21 protein-coding genes are annotated in these 19683 nt (G+C 70.9%); 13 read left to right on the top strand and 8 right to left on the bottom strand.

Annotation, left to right across the window (positions count from 1 at the left end):
• Position 1: 1 nt before the first annotated feature.
• Positions 2-385 (bottom strand): phage holin family protein, encoded by a 384-nt coding sequence (locus AC3RJ6_RS00780; RefSeq protein ID WP_491424938.1) that lies wholly within the window; start codon positions 383-385, stop codon positions 2-4.
• A gap of 86 nt (positions 386-471) precedes the next feature.
• Here AC3RJ6_RS00780 and AC3RJ6_RS00775 point away from each other — a divergent pair, with 86 nt between their 5' ends.
• From AC3RJ6_RS00775 to AC3RJ6_RS00760, 4 genes are all read left to right on the top strand, one after another.
• Positions 472-1614: a histidinol-phosphate transaminase gene (locus tag AC3RJ6_RS00775; RefSeq protein ID WP_491424936.1), complete on the top strand. Its 1143-nt coding sequence runs from the start codon at positions 472-474 to the stop codon at positions 1612-1614.
• Positions 1615-1630: 16 nt separating this feature from the next.
• Entirely contained in the window at positions 1631-2764 is a 1134-nt protein-coding gene (locus tag AC3RJ6_RS00770) for a thiamine pyrophosphate-dependent dehydrogenase E1 component subunit alpha (RefSeq protein ID WP_491424935.1), read from the top strand.
• A gap of 116 nt (positions 2765-2880) precedes the next feature.
• The gene (locus AC3RJ6_RS00765; protein ID WP_491426199.1) at positions 2881-3846 is read left to right on the top strand and encodes an alpha-ketoacid dehydrogenase subunit beta; all 966 of its coding nucleotides are present in this window, start codon (positions 2881-2883) and stop codon (positions 3844-3846) included.
• Between the two features lie 52 nt (positions 3847-3898).
• Entirely contained in the window at positions 3899-5323 is a 1425-nt protein-coding gene (locus AC3RJ6_RS00760) for a dihydrolipoamide acetyltransferase family protein (RefSeq protein WP_491424933.1), read from the top strand.
• Between the two features lie 118 nt (positions 5324-5441).
• Here AC3RJ6_RS00760 and AC3RJ6_RS00755 read toward each other — a convergent pair whose 3' ends face one another.
• Entirely contained in the window at positions 5442-5930 is a 489-nt protein-coding gene (locus tag AC3RJ6_RS00755) for a GNAT family N-acetyltransferase (RefSeq protein WP_491424932.1), read from the bottom strand.
• Positions 5931-6035: 105 nt separating this feature from the next.
• Here AC3RJ6_RS00755 and AC3RJ6_RS00750 point away from each other — a divergent pair, with 105 nt between their 5' ends.
• The 8 genes from AC3RJ6_RS00750 to AC3RJ6_RS00715 all read left to right on the top strand — a co-directional run bounded on the left by AC3RJ6_RS00750 (position 6036) and on the right by AC3RJ6_RS00715 (position 13849).
• Positions 6036-7079: a metal ABC transporter substrate-binding protein gene (locus AC3RJ6_RS00750; protein ID WP_491424930.1), complete on the top strand. Its 1044-nt coding sequence runs from the start codon at positions 6036-6038 to the stop codon at positions 7077-7079.
• 4 nt (positions 7080-7083) lie between these two features.
• Complete coding sequence (locus tag AC3RJ6_RS00745; protein WP_491424928.1) at positions 7084-7875, top strand: metal ABC transporter ATP-binding protein; 792 nt, start codon at positions 7084-7086, stop codon at positions 7873-7875.
• 46 nt (positions 7876-7921) lie between these two features.
• Entirely contained in the window at positions 7922-8935 is a 1014-nt protein-coding gene (locus tag AC3RJ6_RS00740; protein WP_491424927.1) for a metal ABC transporter permease, read from the top strand.
• Complete coding sequence (locus AC3RJ6_RS00735) at positions 8935-9777, top strand: metal ABC transporter permease (protein WP_491424925.1); 843 nt, start codon at positions 8935-8937, stop codon at positions 9775-9777. The genes AC3RJ6_RS00740 and AC3RJ6_RS00735 overlap by 1 nt, the downstream gene beginning before the upstream one ends.
• Positions 9774-10178 carry a Fur family transcriptional regulator gene (locus AC3RJ6_RS00730; RefSeq protein WP_491424923.1) on the top strand — a complete coding sequence of 135 codons (405 nt, stop codon included), beginning with the start codon at positions 9774-9776 and terminating at the stop codon, positions 10176-10178. Before AC3RJ6_RS00735 ends, AC3RJ6_RS00730 begins: the two co-directional genes overlap by 4 nt.
• Before the next feature lie 372 nt (positions 10179-10550).
• A complete protein-coding gene (locus tag AC3RJ6_RS00725; RefSeq protein ID WP_491424922.1) occupies positions 10551-11882 on the top strand; it encodes a quaternary amine ABC transporter ATP-binding protein in 1332 nt (443 codons plus the stop codon).
• Positions 11879-12835 (top strand): ABC transporter permease, encoded by a 957-nt coding sequence (locus AC3RJ6_RS00720; protein ID WP_491424921.1) that lies wholly within the window; start codon positions 11879-11881, stop codon positions 12833-12835. The genes AC3RJ6_RS00725 and AC3RJ6_RS00720 overlap by 4 nt, the downstream gene beginning before the upstream one ends.
• A gap of 120 nt (positions 12836-12955) precedes the next feature.
• Positions 12956-13849: a glycine betaine ABC transporter substrate-binding protein gene (locus AC3RJ6_RS00715; protein WP_491424920.1), complete on the top strand. Its 894-nt coding sequence runs from the start codon at positions 12956-12958 to the stop codon at positions 13847-13849.
• 97 nt (positions 13850-13946) lie between these two features.
• Here AC3RJ6_RS00715 and AC3RJ6_RS00710 read toward each other — a convergent pair whose 3' ends face one another.
• The 6 genes from AC3RJ6_RS00710 to AC3RJ6_RS00685 form a co-directional block, all read right to left on the bottom strand.
• Positions 13947-14603, bottom strand: a complete 657-nt coding sequence (locus AC3RJ6_RS00710; protein ID WP_491424919.1) for a hypothetical protein — start codon at positions 14601-14603, stop codon at positions 13947-13949.
• Positions 14600-15199 carry a hypothetical protein gene (locus AC3RJ6_RS00705; protein ID WP_491424918.1) on the bottom strand — a complete coding sequence of 200 codons (600 nt, stop codon included), beginning with the start codon at positions 15197-15199 and terminating at the stop codon, positions 14600-14602. The genes AC3RJ6_RS00710 and AC3RJ6_RS00705 overlap by 4 nt, the downstream gene beginning before the upstream one ends.
• A complete protein-coding gene (locus tag AC3RJ6_RS00700; protein ID WP_491424917.1) occupies positions 15192-15902 on the bottom strand; it encodes a hypothetical protein in 711 nt (236 codons plus the stop codon). The genes AC3RJ6_RS00705 and AC3RJ6_RS00700 overlap by 8 nt, the downstream gene beginning before the upstream one ends.
• Positions 15899-17257 carry a hypothetical protein gene (locus tag AC3RJ6_RS00695; protein ID WP_491424916.1) on the bottom strand — a complete coding sequence of 453 codons (1359 nt, stop codon included), beginning with the start codon at positions 17255-17257 and terminating at the stop codon, positions 15899-15901. The genes AC3RJ6_RS00700 and AC3RJ6_RS00695 overlap by 4 nt, the downstream gene beginning before the upstream one ends.
• Positions 17258-17266: 9 nt before the next feature.
• On the bottom strand, positions 17267-17599 hold the full coding sequence (locus AC3RJ6_RS00690) for a hypothetical protein (protein WP_491424915.1): 333 nt from the start codon (positions 17597-17599) through the stop codon (positions 17267-17269).
• A gap of 99 nt (positions 17600-17698) precedes the next feature.
• Positions 17699-17989: a WXG100 family type VII secretion target gene (locus AC3RJ6_RS00685; RefSeq protein WP_491424914.1), complete on the bottom strand. Its 291-nt coding sequence runs from the start codon at positions 17987-17989 to the stop codon at positions 17699-17701.
• Positions 17990-18302: 313 nt separating this feature from the next.
• Between AC3RJ6_RS00685 and gad the strand changes: the two genes are divergently transcribed.
• The gene (gene gad, locus AC3RJ6_RS00680) at positions 18303-19676 is read left to right on the top strand and encodes a glutamate decarboxylase (protein WP_491424913.1); all 1374 of its coding nucleotides are present in this window, start codon (positions 18303-18305) and stop codon (positions 19674-19676) included.
• Positions 19677-19683: the final 7 nt, after the last annotated feature.

The raw sequence follows: 19683 nt of genomic DNA, 5'->3' as shown, positions 1-19683 counted from the left end.
GTCAGTCGCGCGACGGCCGCACGACGAGCCCGATCAGCCAGCTGATGAGGCCGAGCACGAGGGCGCCGAGTACGCCCCACCAGAAGCTGTCGACCACGAGCCCGAAGCCCATGAGGTCGCTGATCCAGTCGACGATGAGCAGCAGCAGGCCGTTCACGATGAACGAGATGAGCCCCAGCGTGATCACGTAGATCGGAAAGGCGACGACCCTGATGAAGGTGCCCACGATCGCATTGACCAGGCCGAAGATGAGCGCGACGAGCAGGTAGGTGAGCACGTTCGCGAGGTCGGTGTCGTCGTACGGCACGACGTTCACGCCCGACACGATGAGCGTCGTCAGCCAGAGCGCGAAGGCGATGACGATGACCTTGACGATGAAGCGCATGCCTCCACTCTGTCAGAACCGACGCAGCGGGCGAAGGGCTTGACCGGCGAAGGGGCCGGCGCGGGCGAAGGGGTACGGTGGAACGCGTGACCGCACCGGAGCTTTCGCGCGCAGGCGTTCGCCTGCGCCCCGAGATCGCAGCCCTCCCCCCGTACCGTCAGGGCCGTCCGGCCCCCGCCGACGGCTTCAAGCTGTCGAGCAACGAGAACCCGTTCGATCCGCTGCCGTCGGTCGCCGCGGCGGTCGCCGCCACGGGTGCGACGGTCAACCGCTACCCCGACGCCACGGCGCTGAGGCTGCGCGAACGCCTCGCCGAACGGTTCGGCGTGACCGCCGACGAGGTGCTCGTCGGCGCCGGGTCGGTCGCCCTGCTCGCCGCGTTCATCCAGGCCGCCGCCGCCCCGGGCGACGAGGTCGTGTACTCGTGGCGCTCGTTCGAGGCGTATCCCGGCCTCGTCACCGTCTCGGGCGCCACGAGCGTCCCGGTGCCCAACCGGCCCGACCACGGCCACGACCTCGACGCCATGGCCGCCGCGATCAACGACCGCACGCGAGTCGCGATCGTGTGCTCGCCGAACAACCCGACCGGCGTCATCGTGACGGCGGCCGAGTTCGAGGCGTTCATGGCGAAGGTGCCCGCCGACCTGCTCGTGCTGCTCGACGAGGCGTACATCGAGTTCGTCGACCGCGGCGGCGACCCCGACGAGGCATCCGCCTCGGTCGGCGAAGCCGTCGACGGCCGAACCCTGCTGGGGCGCTACCCGAACCTCGTGATCCTCCGTACCTTCTCGAAGGCCTACGGCCTCGCGGGCCTCCGGGTCGGCTACGCGATCGGACCGGTGCCGATCCTCGACGCGGCGCGTGCGACGGTCATCCCCCTCAGCGTGACCGCCGCCTCGTCCGAGGCCGCGATCGCGTCGCTCGAGCCGGCCGCCGAGGCCGAGCTGCTCGACCGCGTCGCAGTGATCGCCGCTCGCCGCGACGGCGTGCGCGCCGCCCTCATCGCGCAGGGCTGGCCGATCCCGCAGGCGCAGGGCAACTTCGTCTGGCTGCCGACCGGCGACGCCACGACCGAGGTCGCCGACCGCCTGTTCGACGCCGGACTCGTGACGCGCGCGTTCGTCGGCGACGGCATCAGGGTCTCGATCGGCGAAGAGGAGTCTGTCGAAACCCTCCTCACGATTCTCAGTGAGCTTGTACCGACGTCACAAGAAGGGCGTCCCGCATAGCGGGTAGCGTGGAACGGTGGCAGCCCGCGAGAGAGATTTCACCGCGCCGACGGTCCAGCTCCTGACCCCAGAGGGTCGGCTGCAGCCGACCCCCGAGGCCGAGCCGTACCTGCCCCTCGTCGAGGCGCTCGACGATGCGACGCTGCAACGCTTCTACCGCGACATGGCGGTCTCCCGCCGCCTCGACCTCACGGGCGCGAACCTGCAGCGGCAGGGCCAGCTCGCGCTGTGGGTGCCGAGCCACGGCCAGGAGGCGGCGCAGGTCGGGTCGGCGCACGCCGCCCGCCCGCAGGACCACCTGTTCCCCTCGTATCGCGAGCACATCGTCGGCATGATCCGCGGGCTCGACCCCGTCGGCATCCTGTCGCTGCTGCGCGGCGTGACCCAGGGCGGCTGGAATCCCGAGGAGAGCGGCAACTTCCACCTCTACACGCTCGTGCTCGCGTCGCAGACGCTGCACGCGACGGGCTACGCGATGGGCCTGCAGTTCGACGGCGCGACGGCGACGGGCGACCCCGCGACCGATGCCGCCGTGCTCGTCTACTACGGCGACGGGTCGACCTCGCAGGGCGACGCGAGCGAGGCGCTCGTCTTCGCCGCGAGCTACCAGACCCCGCAGGTCTTCTTCGTGCAGAACAACCAGTGGGCGATCTCGGTGCCGGTCTCGCGGCAGTCGCGCAGCCCGCTGTCGCTGCGCGGCGCCGGCTTCGGCATGCCGAGCGTGCGCATCGACGGCAACGACGTGCTCGTCAGCTACGCCGTCACGCGGCAGTCGCTCGAGGAGGCGCGCGCGGGCCAGGGGCCGAGCTTCATCGAGGCGCTCACGTACCGCATGGGCGCGCACACGACCGCCGACGACCCCACGAAGTACCGCACCGACGACGAGGTCGCCTACTGGGCCGAGCGCGATCCGATCGTTCGCTATCGCACGTGGCTCGAGAGCCGCGGCGCCTCTGCCGCGTTCTTCGACGAGGTCGACCTGGAGGCCGCCGATCTCTCCGCCGACGTGCGTCGCCGCACGCTCGAGCTCGAGGCGCCGACGCGCGAGACGATCTTCAGCCACGTCTACAGCGAGCCGCACCCGCTCATGGCCGAGCAGCTCGCCTGGCTCGACGACTTCGAGACGTCGTTCGAGGGGGGCGAGGCATGACCGGCATCGACGAGGAGGTTCGCGTGAGCGACACGACGGCCGAGGCATCCCCCACCGGGTTCGAGACGCCTGCGCCTGCTCGACCCGGTGCGGAGGCCGTGCGCGGCGTGCACACCATGTCGATGGCGAAGGCCATCAACGCCGGCCTCGCCGACGCCATGCGCGCCGACGAGAAGGTGCTGCTCATGGGCGAGGACATCGGCCCGCTCGGCGGCGTGTTCCGCGTCACCGAGGGTCTCTCGGCCGAGTTCGGCGAGAAGCGCGTGCTCGACACGCCGCTCGCCGAGTCGGGAATCGTCGGCACGGCGATCGGCCTCGCGATGCGCGGCTACCGTCCGGTCTGCGAGATCCAGTTCGACGGCTTCATCTTCCCCGCGTTCGACCAGATCACGACGCAGCTCGCCCGGCAGACCCTGCGCCACGAGGGCCGCGTGTCGATGCCCGTCGTGATCCGCGTGCCCTACGGCGGCCACATCGGCTCGATCGAACACCATCAGGAGAGCCCCGAGGCCTACTTCGCGCACACCCCCGGCCTGCGCGTGGTGAGCCCGTCGAGCCCGCACGACGCGTACTGGATGATCCGCGAGGCGATCGAGTCGAGCGACCCCGTGCTGTTCTTCGAGCCGAAGAGCCGGTACTGGCCGAAGGGCCCCGTCGACCTCGACCACTCGGGCCTGCCGCTGCACGCGAGCCGCGTGGTGCGCCAGGGCACCGACGTCACCGTCGTCGGCCACGGCGCCATGGTCTCGACCCTGCTGCAGGCGGCCGACATCGCCGCAGAAGAGGGCACGAGTCTCGAGGTCGTCGACCTGCGCAGCCTCTCCCCCATCGACTACGGGCCCCTGCTCGACTCGGTGCATCGCACCGGGCGCCTCGTCGTCGCCCAGGAGGCGTACGGCAACGTGTCGGTCGGCTCCGAGATCGCCGCGACCGTCGCCGAGCGAGCGTTCTACTCGCTCGAGGCTCCGGTGCTGCGGGTCTCGGGCTTCGACGCGCCGTTCCCGCCGGCCGCGCTCGAGACCGAATACCTGCCGAGCCCCGACCGGGTGCTCGAAGCCGTGGATCGCGCCCTGGCGTACTGACCCGCGGAACGTATGACGCCGACGGCATGACTCGACTGCGAGGGTAAGACAGATGAGCGAGATCCGATTCCCACTTCCCGATGTCGGCGAGGGCCTCACCGAGGCCGAGATCGTGCAGTGGCGCGTCGCGCCCGGCGACCGGATCGCGCTCGACCAGGTCTTCGTCGAGATCGAGACCGCGAAGTCGCTCGTCGAGCTGCCGAGCGCGTTCGAGGGCGTCGTCTCCGAGCTGCTCGTCGACGAGGGCACGACCGTCGACGTCGGCACGCCCATCCTCGTGATCCAGACGGATGCCTCGGGGCCGGCCGCCGCCGCGCCCGAGGCCGGCGCTCCCTCCGTCGCCGACGCCCCCGCGGCCGCACCGGCGGCGCCCGCCGCGACGGCCGACGAGGGCAGCGGAGCCGTGCTCGTCGGGCACGGCTCGTCGGGGCCGACGGCCACTCGACGTCGTCGCCACCCCGCACCGAACGGCGCCCACGTGAACCTCGCGGCGCACCCCGCCCCGGCCGCGGCGGCACCGGCGCCCCCGGTCGCACCGGCGCCCGCTCCCGCTGCGGCGCCGACCGCGGCGCATCCCGCCCCCGCCGCCCGTGCCGAGGCGAAGCCCGAGGCGCACGTGCCCGTCATCGCGAAGCCGCCGATCCGCAAGCTCGCGAAAGACCTGGGCGTCGACCTCTCCCGCGTCGCGCCCACGGGGCCGATCGGCGACATCACCCGCGACGACGTCATCCGTGAGGCGAGCCAGGCGAGCGTCTTCCGCAACATCCAGACGCCCGAGGCGCCGGCCGACCGCGAGACCCGCATTCCCGTGAAGGGCGTGCGCAAGGCGATCGCGGGCGCGATGGTGCAGAGCGCGTTCTCGGCGCCGCACGTCTCGGTGTTCGTCGACGTCGACGCGACCCGCACGATGGAGTACCTCAAGCGACTGAAGGCCTCTCCCGACTACGCGGGCATCAAGATCTCGCCGCTGCTCATCATGGCGAAGGCCATCATCTGGGCGGTGCGCCGCAACCCCACGGTCAACGCGCAGTGGACCGACGACGAGATCATCGTGAAGCACTTCGTGAACCTCGGCATCGCGGCCGCGACGCCCCGCGGGCTCATCGTGCCGAACGTGAAGGAGGCGCAGGCGATGTCGATGGTCGAGCTCGCCACCGCGCTCGAGCAGCTCACCCTCACGGCGCGCGAGGGCAAGACGTCGCCGGCCGAGATGCAGGGCGGCACGATCACGATCACGAACATCGGCGTGTTCGGCATGGACACCGGCACGCCCATCCTGAACCCCGGCGAGGTCGGCATCGTCGCGCTCGGCACGATCAAGCAGAAGCCGTGGGTCGTCGACGGCGAGGTGCGCCCGCGCTACGTCACGACGATCGGCGGCTCATTCGACCACCGGGTCGTCGACGGCGACGTCATCTCGCGCTTCGTCGCCGACGTCGCATCGATCATCGAGGAGCCGGCGCTGCTGCTCGAGTAGCGCCGGTGCCGCCGCGCGTCGGGCGCGTTGCGAGGGTGCAATTTCGCAGGATTCGGCCCGAACCTCCGCCGGAGCTGCGCGAAGCACCCTCGGAACATTCGCTGTGCGCGCAGCAGGACTACAGGCGGATCTCGTAGGTGATCGCGTCGGCCTCGCGAGCGGCCTCGGCGAAGCCCGCGCGCTCGAGGGTGCGGCGGGCGGGCAGGTTCGAGATCTCGGCCCCGGCGCGAACGATGCGGGCGCCGACCGACCTCGCGAGCTCGACCGCCGCCTCGACGGTGTGCAGCGCCAGGCCCTGACCGCGCACGGCGGGCACGAGGCCGAACACGAACTCGACCGCCCCGTCGGCGTCGGGCGGCCCGAAGAGGTTCACTCCCCCGATGGCCGGGCCGTCTTCGCCGCGGTGCACGAGATACGGACCGAACGGTGCAGGGTCGCCGCTCTCGCGAGCCGCCCCCACGTACTCCGCGAGGAGCTCGGGCTCGTCGGTGAAGGCGTACCCGCCCTCCCACCCGTCGTGCGGATCGACCGCACCGGCGAGCACTCGCTCGGCGTCGGCGACGGTGAACGGAAGCAGGGTGATCGAGGGCGTCGTCGTCGGGTGCACGTACTTCACTCTCGCACGACCCGCCGACGGGCGCCACGGGTTGTCCACATGTGACGGTTCCAGATGGTTTTGACAATCATTATCAATAACGCGTAGAGTCGTCGCATGCGCTCGCTCCCCCGATCCGGTCGTCCCTTCGCCCTCGCGGGAGCCGCCGCGCTCGCCACCACGGCGGCGCTCGTGCTCGCGGGCTGCGCGGGGCCCGGGGCATCCGGTGCGGCCGACGACGGCCCGCAGATCGTGGCGACCACGACCCAGGTCGGCGACTTCACGCGCGAGCTCGTCGGCGACGGCACGGCCGTCACCCAGCTCCTCGCCCCCGGCCAGAGCGCGCACGGCTTCGACCCCTCCGCCGCGCAGCTGCTCGCCCTGAGCGACGCCGATGCGCTCGTCGTCAACGGCGCGGGGCTCGAGAGCTGGCTCGACGACGCGATCAGCGCGTCGGGCTTCGACGGGGTGCTCATCGACGCGAGCACGGGCATCGAGCTGTACGGTACCGACGACCACGATCATGAGGATGAGCACGAGGGCGAGGGCGAGGCTGACGCGGGGCACGACGACCACGGTCACGACGGTGGCAACCCGCACATCTGGACCGACCCCGACCTCGCCGAGCACATGGTCGAGAACATCGCGACTGGCCTCGCGACCGTCGAGGGCGTCGACGCCGATGCGCTCGAGGCGAACGAGGCCGTCTACCTCGCCGAGCTCGAGGCGCTCGACGAGTGGATCGGCGAGAACGTCGACCGCGTGCCGGCCGGAGACCGGCTGCTCGTGACGAACCACGACGCCTTCACCTACTTCGTCGACGCGTACGACATCACGTTCGTCGGCAGCATCATCCCGAGCTTCGACGACAACGCCGAGCCGAGTGCCGCCGAGATCGACGACCTCGTCGCGAAGATCCACAGCACGGGCGTGAAGGCCGTGTTCTCGGAGGCGTCGATCTCGCCGAAGGCCGCCGAGACCATCGGCGAGGAGTCCGGCGCGAAGGTCTACTCGGGGCCCGACGCGCTCTACGGCGACTCCCTCGGGGCGGTCGGCACCGAGGGCGAGACGTACATCGGCAGCCAGGTGCACAACGCCAGCCTGATCCTCGAGTCGTGGGGCGTCGAGCCTTCCCCGCTTCCGTCGGTGCTGGCAGGATGACGGCATGGCGGGCATGACCGACTCCCCCGTGCTGCGGCTCACCGACGCGGCCTTCACGCATCCCGGCGGCGCCGGCGTCGCCGGGCTCGACCTCGAGATCGCCCGCGGCGAGGCGCTCGCGCTCATCGGGCCGAACGGCGCCGGCAAGTCCACCCTGCTGAAGGGCATCCTCGGGCTCGTTCCGCGCACCGCCGGGGTGCTCGAGCTGGGCGGCGTCGCGGCGCCGGGGCGCCCATCGCATTCCCGCAACGGCATGGTTGCGTTCCTGCCGCAGTCGGCCGACCTCGATCCCGACTTCCCGATCACCGTCGAGCAGGTCGTCATGCAGGGCAGATACCGCGCTCTCGGACTCCTGCGCTGGCCGGGCCGCCGCGACCGTGCGGCCGTCGCGCACGCGCTCGAGCGGGTCGGCCTCGAGCAGCTCGCGAAGCGGCCGTTCGGCGAGCTGTCGGGCGGGCAGCGGCAGCGCGGCCTGCTCGCGCGCGCCCTCGCATCCGAGCCCGCGCTGCTGCTGCTCGACGAACCGTTCAACGGGCTCGACCAGGCGAACCGCGACGCGCTCGTCGAGACGCTCAGGCAGCTCAAGCGCGACGGCGTCGCGGTGCTCGTCTCGACGCACGACCTCGAGCTCGCACGCCTCGTCTGCGACTCGGTGCTGCTCGTCAACGGCCGGCAGCTCGCGTACGGAGCCGTCGACGACGTGCTCACGCTCGGCAACGTGCAGGAGTGCTTCGAGGGCGTCGAGGTCGAGATCGACGAGCACACGCTCGTCGTGCCGGGCCACGAGGGACACTGATGCAGCGCTCGGCATACATCCCCCGCGTCGCGGCGGACGGCGCTCGATGACGGCCGTCGACGCACTGTTCTCGGCGTTCACCCTCCCCTTCATGGCGCGAGCGCTCGTGGTCATGCTCGTCCTCGCGGTCGTCGCGGGCGTCGTCGGCGTGCTCGTCAACCTGCGCGGCCTCGAGTTCATCAGCGACGGGCTCACGCACGCGGTCTTTCCCGGGCTCGCCATCGGGCTCGCGATCGGCGGCGCGAGCGGCCTCATCCCGGGTGCGGCCGTGGCCGCGCTGGTGGGCGCCGTCGCACTCACCTGGCTCGACCGGGCCGGCATCACCTCCGACGCCGCGATCGCGATCGTGCTGACCGCGGCGTTCAGCGTCGGCGTCATCGTGGTCTCGAAGAGCGACGACTACGCGGGCGAACTCGAGGCGCTGCTGTTCGGCCGGGTGCTCACGATCCCGCCCGACCAGGTGATTCCGCTCGTGGTGGTGAGCGGGATCGCCCTCCTCGCGGTCGTCGTCACGCTCAAGCAGCAGCTGTTCCGTGCGTTCGACGCGCGGGGGAGTCGTGCCGCGGGAGACTCGGCCCTCGTGCTCGACCTCGTGCTCAACGCGTCGATCGCGCTCGTCGTCGTCGCGGCGGCGAGCACCGTGGGCACGCTGCTCGTGCTCGCGCTGCTGATCGTGCCCGGCGCCGTGGCCAGGCTCGTGACGCGGCGTCTCTGGTGGCTGTTCCCGGTGGCGGCGGGCTTCGCGGCGCTCGGCGCCTGGCTGGGCCTCGCGACCGGCTTCGCGGTATCGGTCGGAGCCGGCGTCGACGTGCCGGCCGGATCGACCATCGTCGCGGTGTTCGTGCTCGGGTACGCGCTCGTGCTCGGGGTGTTCGGTCTTGCGAAGCGGGTGCGGGGGAGGGGAGCGGGTGCGGCGGGTTTCGAGACGCGTCCTCGCTCGTCGGGCGCTCCTCAACCGGCGGGGGGCTCGTCGGGCGCTCCTCGACGGGTGGGAGGCTCGTCGGGCGCTCCTCGATCGACGCAACGTGCGGCGGGCGCCGCAGCCGGGGAGGGCCGCTGATGGGCTACTTCGAGCGGGCGCTCCTCGCGGCCATCGTGATCGGCGTCGGCGCCGGCTTCGTGGGCGCCCTCGTCGTGCTCCGCAAGCGAACCTTCTTCGCGCAGGCGCTCACGCACGGCACCTATCCCGGCGCGGTCGCCGCGGCGGCGCTGGGCGTGAGCGTGCCGGCGGGCGCGGCCGCCGCGTCGGTCGTTCTCGTCCTGGTGATGGCGGGCATCGCGCGGGTGCGCCGCCAGGGCGCCCAGGTGGCCGCGGGCATCGTGCTCACCGGTGGTTTCGCGGCGGGCGCGCTGCTGCAGGCGCTCATCCCCGGGCTTCCGGTGCGCGCCGAGAGCCTGCTCGTCGGGTCGATTCTGACGGTCAGCGACGGAGACATTCTTCTTGCGGCATGCGTCGCCGTCGTCGCGATCGCCGTCGTCGCGGTGATCGGCAAGGAGATCGCGTTCTCGACGTTCGATCCGGCGGGGTTCCGCGCTGCCGGGTACCGCGAATGGCCGATCGAGCTCGTCGTGCTCGCGCTCACGGCCGCATCGGTCGTGAGCTCGCTCCCGGCGGTCGGGGCCATCCTCGCGATCGCGCTCATCGCGGCGCCGGCCGCGGCGGCGCGGCTCGTCGTGGGCACCTTCCGCGGGGTGCTGTTCACCGCGCCCGTCATCGGCGCCGCATCGGGCGTCATCGGCGTCCTCGTCTCGCGGGCGTTCGCGGTCGCCGCGGGTCCGGCGATCGCCCTCTCCGCGACCGCCTTCTTCCTGCTCGCACTGGGGATCTCCAAGCTGCGCGCGCTACCGTGGAAGCGGGCCGACATCCCCGTCGAGACCGCGGAAGGCGCACGGATCGCATGATGAAACGCAACACCTGGCAGCGCGAGGCCGTGCGCGAGGCGCTCGACACGACCGAGGGATTCATCAGTGCCCAGGCGCTGCACTCGGCGCTGCACGCGAGCGGTTCGCCGATCGGACTCGCGACCGTCTATCGCGCACTCGGCGACCTCGCATCGAGCGGCGAGGCCGACTCGCTGCAGTCGCCCGAAGGCGAGGCGCTGTACCGCGCCTGCTCGACGACGGGCCACCATCATCACCTGATCTGCCGCAACTGCGGACTGACCGTCGAGATCGAAGCCACCGAGGTCGAGGCCTGGGCGAAGGGCATCGCGGCCGAGCACGGGTTCACGCAGGCGGCGCACGTCGTCGACGTCTTCGGCCTCTGCGCGAACTGCACCGAGCTGGCTGCCGACGGCGCGTAGCCCAGTGCGACCTGCACCGCGACATCGGCGAAACCGCAGGTCAAGCGCACTAAAGCCGAACTGAGTTTGGGTTCCGGCTGGAACCTCGTTACGGTGGAGAACGGTCCTGCACGACCGATCCGCCCAGTCCGCGCTCAGATATTCCTCAACGGGAATCGTCGGAGCGTATGGTTGCGCGGTGAGGCATCCGGCCCCGATGGCCGGATGCTGGACGGCCCTGATTCGCCCGACGAACGCACCACGCGCCGGGCTTGAGCACGGGGCATCCGACTCACCGTCAACCCGGCCGCAACCCAAGAGTCCGGCGCGCCCGGATCCGACCGCGAGACGCCCCGCGTTCGCGGTGTTCGGCGCGCCCTCGGGGAGCCCTGCATGTCCGACACATCCGCACTCGAAGTGCGCCACCTGACCAAGTTCTTCGGCCGGAAGCCGCGCGAGGCCCTGCAACGACTGCAGCAGGGGGCCGGCCGCGACGAGCTGGCCGAGCTCGGCACCGCCGCCGTCATCGACGCGGACTTCGAGGTGCGCCGCGGCGAGATCTTCGTCGTCATGGGGCTCTCGGGCTCCGGCAAGTCCACGCTCATCCGCATGCTCAACGGGCTCGTCGAGCCGACCGGCGGCTCGGTCACGGTGATGGGGGAGGAGATCACCGGCGTCGCGCCGAAGCGACTGCGCGCGGTGCGCCGCCGTCGCGTCTCGATGGTCTTCCAGCACTTCGCCCTCCTGCCGCACCGCACGGTGCTCGAGAACGCCGCGTACGGGCTCGAGATCCAGGGGGTCCCGGCGCCCGAGCGGCGCGCCCGCGCCGAGCGCATCCTCGAGCGCGTCGGACTCGGCGGTTGGGGCGAGAAGCTGCCCGCCGAGCTCTCGGGCGGCATGCAGCAGCGCGTCGGCCTCGCTCGCGCCCTCGCCGCCGACACCGACATCCTGCTCATGGACGAGGCCTTCTCGGCGCTCGACCCGCTCATCCGGCGCGAGATGCAGGAGCAGCTCGTCGAGCTGCAGCAGGAGCTCGGCAAGACCATCGTCTTCATCACGCACGACCTCAACGAGGCGATGTTCCTCGGTGACCGCATCGCGATGATGCGCGACGGGCGCGTCGTGCAGATCGGCACCGCCGAGGAGATCCTCACCGACCCGGCCGACGACTACGTCGCGCAGTTCGTGCAGGACGTCGACCGCGCCCGGGTGCTCACGGCGGGCAACGTCATGGAGGCGCCGCGCGCCGTCGCGACCGCCTCCGCGGGGCCGCGTGCGGCCCTGCGCACCATGCGCGACCTGCAGACGTCGATGGTCTTCGTCGTCGGCAACGGCCGGCGCCTGCTCGGCGTCGCGCACGACCGCGACGTGCTGCGACTCGTGCAGCGCGGCGAACGCGACCTCAGCGTCGCCATCAGCGACGACCATCCCGTCGTCGGCGTCGACGAGCATCTCGCAGAGCTGCTCGGCAGCGCGGTCGAGAGCCAGCTGCCGCTCGCGGTCGTCGACGGCGAGGGGCGCCTGCTCGGCGCGGTGCCGCGCGTGACCCTGCTCGCGGCGCTCGGCAACGTGAGCACCGACACCGCCGAGCAGGCCATCATCGAGACCCCGGTGACGATCCCGATCGACGTGATCACCGAGACGCTGCACCGCACCGCCGGCGTCGATGCGGCGGTGGCCGATGCCGTGCCCGTCGCGGCGACGGGGGAGAGGAGCCCGGCATGAACGAGTTCCGCCTTCCGCTCGGCGAATGGGTCGCCGCGTTCATCGGCTTCGTGACCGACGTGTTCGGCGGGTTCTTCCGCGTCGTCCGCGACGTCTTCGCGGGGTTCTACGACCTCGTCGAGCTCGTGCTGCAGGCGCCGCCGTTCTGGGTCGTCATCGCCGCGATCGTCGCGCTCGCCTGGTACGCGCGGGGCTGGAGGCTCGCCGTCGGCTCGGCGATCGGCCTCCTCGTGATCGTCGGGGTCGACCAGTGGGACAACGCCATGGCGACGCTCGCGCTCGTGCTCGTCGCGAGTGCCATCGCGGTCGTCGTGGCCGTGCCGGTGGGCGTGCTCGCGGCCCGTTCCGACGCCGCATCCCGCGTCATCCGTCCGATCCTCGACTTCATGCAGACGATGCCGGCGATGGTCTACCTGATCCCGGCGCTCATCCTCTTCCGCGTCGGCGTCGTGCCGGGCATCGTGGCGACGATCATCTTCGCCATGGCCCCGGGCGTGCGCCTCACCGAGCTCGGCATCCGCGGGGTCGACCGCGAGGTCGTCGAGGCGGGCCAGGCGTTCGGGTCGTCGCCGTGGCGCATCCTGCGCCAGATCCAGCTGCCGCTCGCGATGCCGAGCATCATGGCCGGTGTCAACCAGGTCATCATGCTCTCGCTGTCGATGGTCGTCATCGCGGGCATGGTCGGCGCGGGCGGCCTCGGCGGCGACGTCGTGCAGTCGCTCACCCGCATCGACGTGGGCCTCGGTTTCGAGGCGGGCGTCTCGGTCGTGATCCTCGCGATCATCCTCGACCGCATCACGGGTGCGCTCGGTGCGCCGCGGCCTCGTCGCCGGTCGCGGGGGGATGCCTCGGCGGCGGCGTCCACCGCAACCGGCGAAGCCGGTGCCGACGACGCGCGACCCGAGCCCGTCGCGGCCGGCGACCGCCCCGAGGCATCCGCCCCGACCGCCTGAAGCACCGGCGCGGTGGCCTCGATACGCGCCCTCCTCCGTCGGGCGCTACTCGACCGACCGTGCCGACCACGGACCTCACCCCAACGCCCGCGACCCTGCGCGCGGGAGGAAAGGAATCACATGAAGAAGCGCATGCTCACCGGAGCACTCGCACTCGGCGCGGTCTCCGCGCTCGCACTCAGCGGCTGCGCCGGCGGCGCCGCGGCGGAGACGCTCGACAACGGCGACCGCAAGGACGTCACGATCGCCGTGTTCAACGGCTGGGACGAGGGCATCGCCGCGAGCGAGCTGTGGAAGGCCGTGCTCACCGAGCAGGGGTACGACGTGACCCTCGAGTACGCCGACCCCGCGCCCGTCTACTCGGGCCTCACGACCGACGACTACGACGTGACCCTCGACACCTGGCTGCCGATCACCCACGCCGACTACATCGAGCAGTACGGCGACGACCTCGTCGACCTGGGCGCCTGGAACGAGGACGCGAAGCTCACGATCGCGGTCAACGAGGACGCCCCGGTCGACTCGCTCGACGAGCTCGCCGCGAAGGCCGACCTGTTCGGCAACCGCCTCGTGGGCATCGAGCCCGGCTCGGGACTCAACCGGGTGACCGAAGACGAGGTGATCCCGGCGTACGGCCTCGAGAAGATGGAGTACCTCACGAGCTCGACACCCGCGATGCTCGCCGAGCTCACGGCCGCGACGAAGGCGGGGGAGAACATCGCCGTCACGCTCTGGCGCCCGCACTGGGCGTACGACGCGTTCCCGATCAAGGACCTCGACGACCCCGAGGGCGCACTCGGTGACGCCGAGGGCATCCACGCGTTCGGCGGCAAGAGCTTCGCGGAGTCGTTCCCGACGCTCCGCGGCTGGCTCGAGGACTTCGAGATGGACAGCGAGCTGCTGTTCTCACTCGAGAACGCGATGTTCAACGAGTCCGACTCCGACGACTACGGCCCCGTCGTCGAGCAGTGGATCGACGACAACCGCGACTACGTCGACGGGCTCACCGACTAGGTGCGTCCACCGCTGCTGACCTGACCACGGCGGGTGACGGACGGCTCGCGGCCTTCCGTCACCCGCCGTCGATGCGCCTGCGTGCGGAACCGTGCGCTCAGGCGTCGCCCCTGAGGCGTCGCACCGCGCCCGCGATCTCGTCGGGTCCGTCGAGCAGGCGGATCCGCTCGAAGAGGTCGACCATCTCGGGCTGCATGAGGCCGAGCGTCGCCAGGTCCTCGTCGACGGCGTTGAGCATGAAGACCGCGTCGCGGGCCGCGGCGACGGTGCGGATGCTGCCGGCGACGCCGGACACGCGTCCGGCCTCGGGATCGGCATGGCCGGCATCGCCGTCCGCGACGCCGTCGGCGACGTCGGCGAGCCGGATCGTCGTCGCCGACTGCACGACCGTGCCGAACACCTGCGAGGGATGCCGCGTCAGCTGCGGCGGCGTCTGCGAGTCGAGCTCGTGCCGCGCGAGCGCCTCGAGGTCGACCGTCTCGCCCGCGGCGTCGGCGACCGTGAGGAACGCGATGCCCATCGTGCTGCCGTCGGCCGGGGCGAACCACAGCACGTGGTCGACGCCCGGCGGGTGGACGCCCGCCACGCCGAGGGCGGCCGTCTCGAACCGCTCGCGCCGTTCGGCGTCGTCGGGAACCGCCGCGGCGGCGAGGTCGGCGGCCCACGAGGCCGCGTCGTCCCACTGCCCATAGGGGAATCCGGGCGGGATGCCGATCCAGAGGTCGTCGTCGAGCTCGATCACGTAGTCGATCACTGCGCACGCCCCCACTGGAAGGTGCCGATGATGCCGTGCCCGAGGGACTCGAGCGCGCGGGTCTCGTCGCTGCCGCGGTCCTCGGCGAGGGCCACGAGCGCGTAGATGAGCTGCAGGCCGGCCTCGCCGTCGCCGCCGGGACGCGGGAGCACGTAGTGCAGCGACGTCGAGATCGCGTCGCGGTCGCCGTCGAGCTCGTCGCTGCGCTCCTCCCAGCGGAACCAGGTCGTGTCGTCGACCGGCAGCTCCTCGACCGGGTTGCCGCCCGAGATCGTGCCGACCGTCCGCGCGAGCGTCGAACCCGCCGCGACGCGCACCGGTACGACGGTCAGCGACACCGGAAGCGCGCCGCCCGCGAGGGTCTCGACGGGCAGGTGCACGCCGATCGCCCTGCGCCGCCGGAGCCCGTCGAACATGCGGTGCACGTACTGGCGGATGGCGAGCACGACGTCGGCTCGACCCGCCTCGCGGGCGGCCGCGGTCGCGAGCTCGGTGAGCTCGGCCTCGCCGGCGGCGTCGGCGCGGAACTCGCGCCAGCCCGGGGGGAACAGCATCGAGAACCCGATGCCGCGGGGTGCGGTCGCGGCGTCAGCCATCGGTGCTCCGATCGGTCGTGCCCGACGGGGTCGGCCCGATAACGCCCTCGGCGGCCGCCTTCGCCGCCGCCTCGCGCGCATGGAGCTCGGCGAGACGCTCGTCGAGCGTCTCGCGGATCTTGCGGTTCGTCCGCGCCTTGCGTCGGAGGGCGATCTCCTCCTCCTCGAACGAATCGAACTCGCGTTGGGGCACGGCCGTCTTGCGCAGGGTGACCCGTCGCACGATCATCGCGACGATCGCGGCGAGCACGAGCACTGTGCCGATCCAGTGCCAGCCGTATGTACGGTCGCCGTTCGCGAAGGGGCTCGGCTCCGCATAGGTGCCGGCGAGGAGCAGCGGGAGCAGCAAGTAGGCCGTGCAGAAGAAGGTGAGCAGGTTCGACAGCAGCGGACCGTGCCGCTCGTCGACGTTGCGCCAGATGAGCGCGGTCGTCAGCAGCGGGAGGCACGACAGCGCGAGGATGAGCCATGACGGCACCATGATGAGTGGGAAGGGCTGGTCCGAGTCCCACGCCGTGGTGCCGGTGGCGAGGTTCGGGATGCCCGAGACCAGCAGGTTGAGCACCGTGACGGCGATGACCACCCCGTAGCCGACGAGCCCCAGCGTCGTCGGAAGGACCGCACGGGTCACCCGGCCTTCACGACGTTGATCGGCCTTGTCGCCGACGTCGTAGTCGAACGGGGATCCGGAGCGACGCTTCACTGCGCGAAGATCCCGCGCAGGTCGGCGTAGTCGGAGTTGACCGCCGAGCCCATGAAGTCGGAGTTCGCGAGCCAGGTGCCGGCCGACTCGAACTTGTTGGCGATGGCGGAGAATGCCGACGGTGCCGCCGAGCTGACCTCGCGGGACGCCGCCCAGGCCTGCGCCGCCGCCGTGCCGCGACCACCGCCCGAGAGCAGGAAGTTCGAGAAGCTCGTCACCGAGTTGTGTCCGCCGCGGAGCAGGTTCATCACGGGACGTGTGACGAACAGGTCCTTCAGGCGGAACTCGGTCATCAGTCCACCGTACCGAAGCCTCGCACCGAGGTTCATGACCCCGTTGCCGACGCCCTTGAAGAGGTTGCCGGTGCCCTGGGCGAGCATGCGGAAGGGGCCGCCCGAGAGCGGCGTGATGCCCCAGCGCGGCAGGCCGGCGCGGATCGAGGTGCGCAGGATGCCGCGACCGGCGCTGAACAGCGCCGTGGTTCCGCGGAGTCCGGCGAGCCCGGCGCGGGCGCCCTGGATCAGGGGTCGCGCGAACGGGATGAGCCCGACGATCGACATCGTGAGATCGAGCCAGTTGCCTCGGCCCTTCGCGAACTTGAGGAGGTTGATCGTGAGCATCACCGCCGCGACGACGGCGCCGATGGCGGCGATCGCGAGCGCGATCGGCCCGGTCACGAACAGCGCGACGACGGCGAGCCCGACGGCGATCCAGCCGAGGATCGGCAGCAGGTCCTCACCCCAGGCGTCGTTGTTGTCGGCCGCGTCGAAGGCGTCCTCGATGCCGTCGACCGCGTCGTCGTAGGCATCGGACCACGTCGAGAAGGCGCGGTCGAACTGGCCCCAGAGCTGCTCGAGATGGGCCTCCGCCCGACCGGTCGCACCCTCGGCGCCGTCGAGCGTCGCCTGGTCGGCGTGCTTCTGCTGGTCGCTGACCTCGTCCTCCCACGGCATCGTGATCCCGTTGTCGCGCACCTTGCGGCGGGCGTCGCGCTCGGTCTCGCGGGCGTCGTCGACGTCGCCGTGCGCGGTCTGGATGTCGTCGATGAGCGGGTGGATCGTGTTCTGCGCGGTGCGGAGCGCGCCGCCGTACCTGATGAGGACGGCGCCGGTGTCGTGGTACCTGGTCGACGCCTTCTCGAGGTCGGGGTAGGTGTCGCCCGCCTTCTCGCGGATCTTGTCGACCGACACGGCGATCGCGATGTCGCGGGTGCCCTCGCTGATCTTCTTGAGCTGGTTCGCCGTCGTCGTCATGACCGCCGCCGCCGATTCGAGGTCGCGTCCGTACTGCTCGATGTCGTCGGGGCGGCCCTCGAGACGGCGGAGCACGTGGTGCTGGGGGGAGATGAGCGTCATCGTCGGCTCCTATCGCGGCTGGTGGGCGGCCGGGTCGTTGTCGGGACCGTTGGACTGCAGCGCGGCGGCCGCCTCCTCGTCCCAGTCCTTCCAGCCGTCGATGATGTCCTGCAGGTGCTGGCGGATCTCGTCCAGGCTCGACTTCAGCTCGTCGCGCGTGTGGTTCCAGTCCGACTCGAAGTCGTCGACGCGCGAGCGCAGCGAGCCGCGCCCGTCGGGACGACCGATCGCGTCCTGGATGCCGTTCGACACGTCGCCGGCCTCGTCGAACTCGGTGATCGAGGTCTTGAGCCCCGAGAGCACCGCGTCGAGCTCCTGCATGTTCAGATACACGTCGGGCATTCCGCACCCCCTGGTGGAAGATCGTCAGCTGGTCGAAGATCGAGGCCGCGCCGCCGGAACCGGGATCGGTGGGCGGCGCGGCCTTCGGCTGCGTGGGGACTAGTTGCCGGCGAGGGCCTGGTCGGTGTCCTTGATGGCCTGCATCATCTTGCGCAGGGACTCGCCCATGTCGCTGATGCCCTCGATCGCCTTCTCCAGACCCGTGGTCAGCTCGGTGTACCCCTCACCGAACTTGCCCGACGCGTGCTGCGTCTTGAAGTCGTCACCGAGCAGACGGTCGACGTCGTCCTTCAGGCGACGCAGCACGTCGCCGATCTCCTCACGACCCGTGTCGAGACGGCCCGCCATCGACTCCATCTCACCGTACGACGCCTTGAAATCAGCCATCATCAACCCCATCCGTAGAAACCTTCGTCAGCCCCGATCGGGGGACTTCAACGAGGCTAACCGTTCGGCCGAATCGACTGAATGGGCAGCACTCCCCATGCTCGCCCGAGGGCGGCGAGCTCGCCGTTCGGGGGACGGGCACCCCCCGAACGAGGGTCATGCACGGCGCGCGGTTCATGCGATCTGCGTGACACGGTCGCCACCCGTCGAGGAATAGCATCGCGAGCGGATGCGACGTTCGGGGGAACGGCTCCTCCCGATCGCGCTCCGCGATGTCGCGCCGACATCGCGCCCGGCAACGCACGGAGGGATGACGATGACCGAGCAGCTCGACAACGAATACACGCCGAGGTTCGCGCGACCGGGGGAGGCGACGGTCACCACGGGGCACCGCATCCCCGAGAACGAGTCGCTGCCGCAGACCGCGTACCAGATCATCCGCGACGAGGTCATGCTCGACGGCAACGCGAGGCTCAATCTGGCGACCTTCGTGACGACGTGGATGGACGACGAGGCCAAGGCGCTCTACACCGAGGCCTTCGACAAGAACATGATCGACAAGGACGAGTACCCGCAGACGGCGGCGATCGAGGAGAAGTGCTGGCGCATGCTCGCCGACCTGTGGCACTCGCCCGACCCCGACGGCACGATCGGCACCTCGACGATCGGCTCCTCCGAGGCCGCCATGCTCGGCGGCCTCGCGATGAAGCGCCGCTGGCAGCAGGCCCGCCGGGCCGCCGGCAAGGACGCCTCGAAGCCGAACTTCGTCATGTCGAGCGCCGTGCAGGTCTGCTGGGAGAAGTTCTGCAACTACTTCGACGTCGAGCCGCGCTACGTGCCGGTGAGCGACGAGTACCCGATGCTCGACGGTGCACAGCTCGAGGAGTACATCGACGAGAACACCATCGGCGTCGTCGTGATCATGGGCGTCACGTACACGGGTGCGTACGAGCCGGTCAAGCAGATCTCCGAGGCGCTCGACGCGCTGCAGGAGAAGACCGGACTCGACATCCCGATCCACGTCGACGGCGCCTCGGGTGCGATGATCGCGCCGTTCATCCAGCCCGACCTCGAATGGGACTTCCGGCTGCCGCGCGTGCACTCGATCAACACCTCGGGTCACAAGTACGGGCTCGTCTACCCGGGTCTCGGCTGGGTCGTCTGGCGCACCGCCGACGTGCTGCCCGACGACCTCATCTTCCGGGTGAGCTACCTCGGCGGATCGATGCCGACGCTCGCGCTCAACTTCTCACGCCCGGGTGCGCAGGTGCTGCTGCAGTACTTCCTGTTCCTCCGGCTCGGCGTGAAGGGCTACGCCGCGGTGCAGCAGGCCTCGCAGGACGTCGCGGTGTACCTCTCCAAGGGCATCGCCGAGATCGGCGCCTTCGAGCTGATCAGCGACGGCACCGACATCCCGGTCTTCGCCTGGCGGTTGAAGCCGGGGCACACCGACAACTGGAACCTGTACCACCTGCAGGACCGCCTGCGGCAGAAGGGGTGGCTCGTGCCCGCGTACCCGCTGCCCGACAACATGGCCGACCGCACGGTGCAGCGCATCGTCGTGCGCAACGGGCTCAGCATGGACCTCGCGGCGGACCTGCTCCGCGACATCCAGGCCGAGACCGCCTACCTCGACCAGCTCGAGTCGCCGATGCCCGTCGAGGGCAACCGTCCCGCGTTCCACCACTAGGAGGCGA

The organism is Agromyces cucurbitae (assembly GCF_058349945.1).
This window is presented reverse-complemented; position numbering and strand designations above follow the sequence as displayed.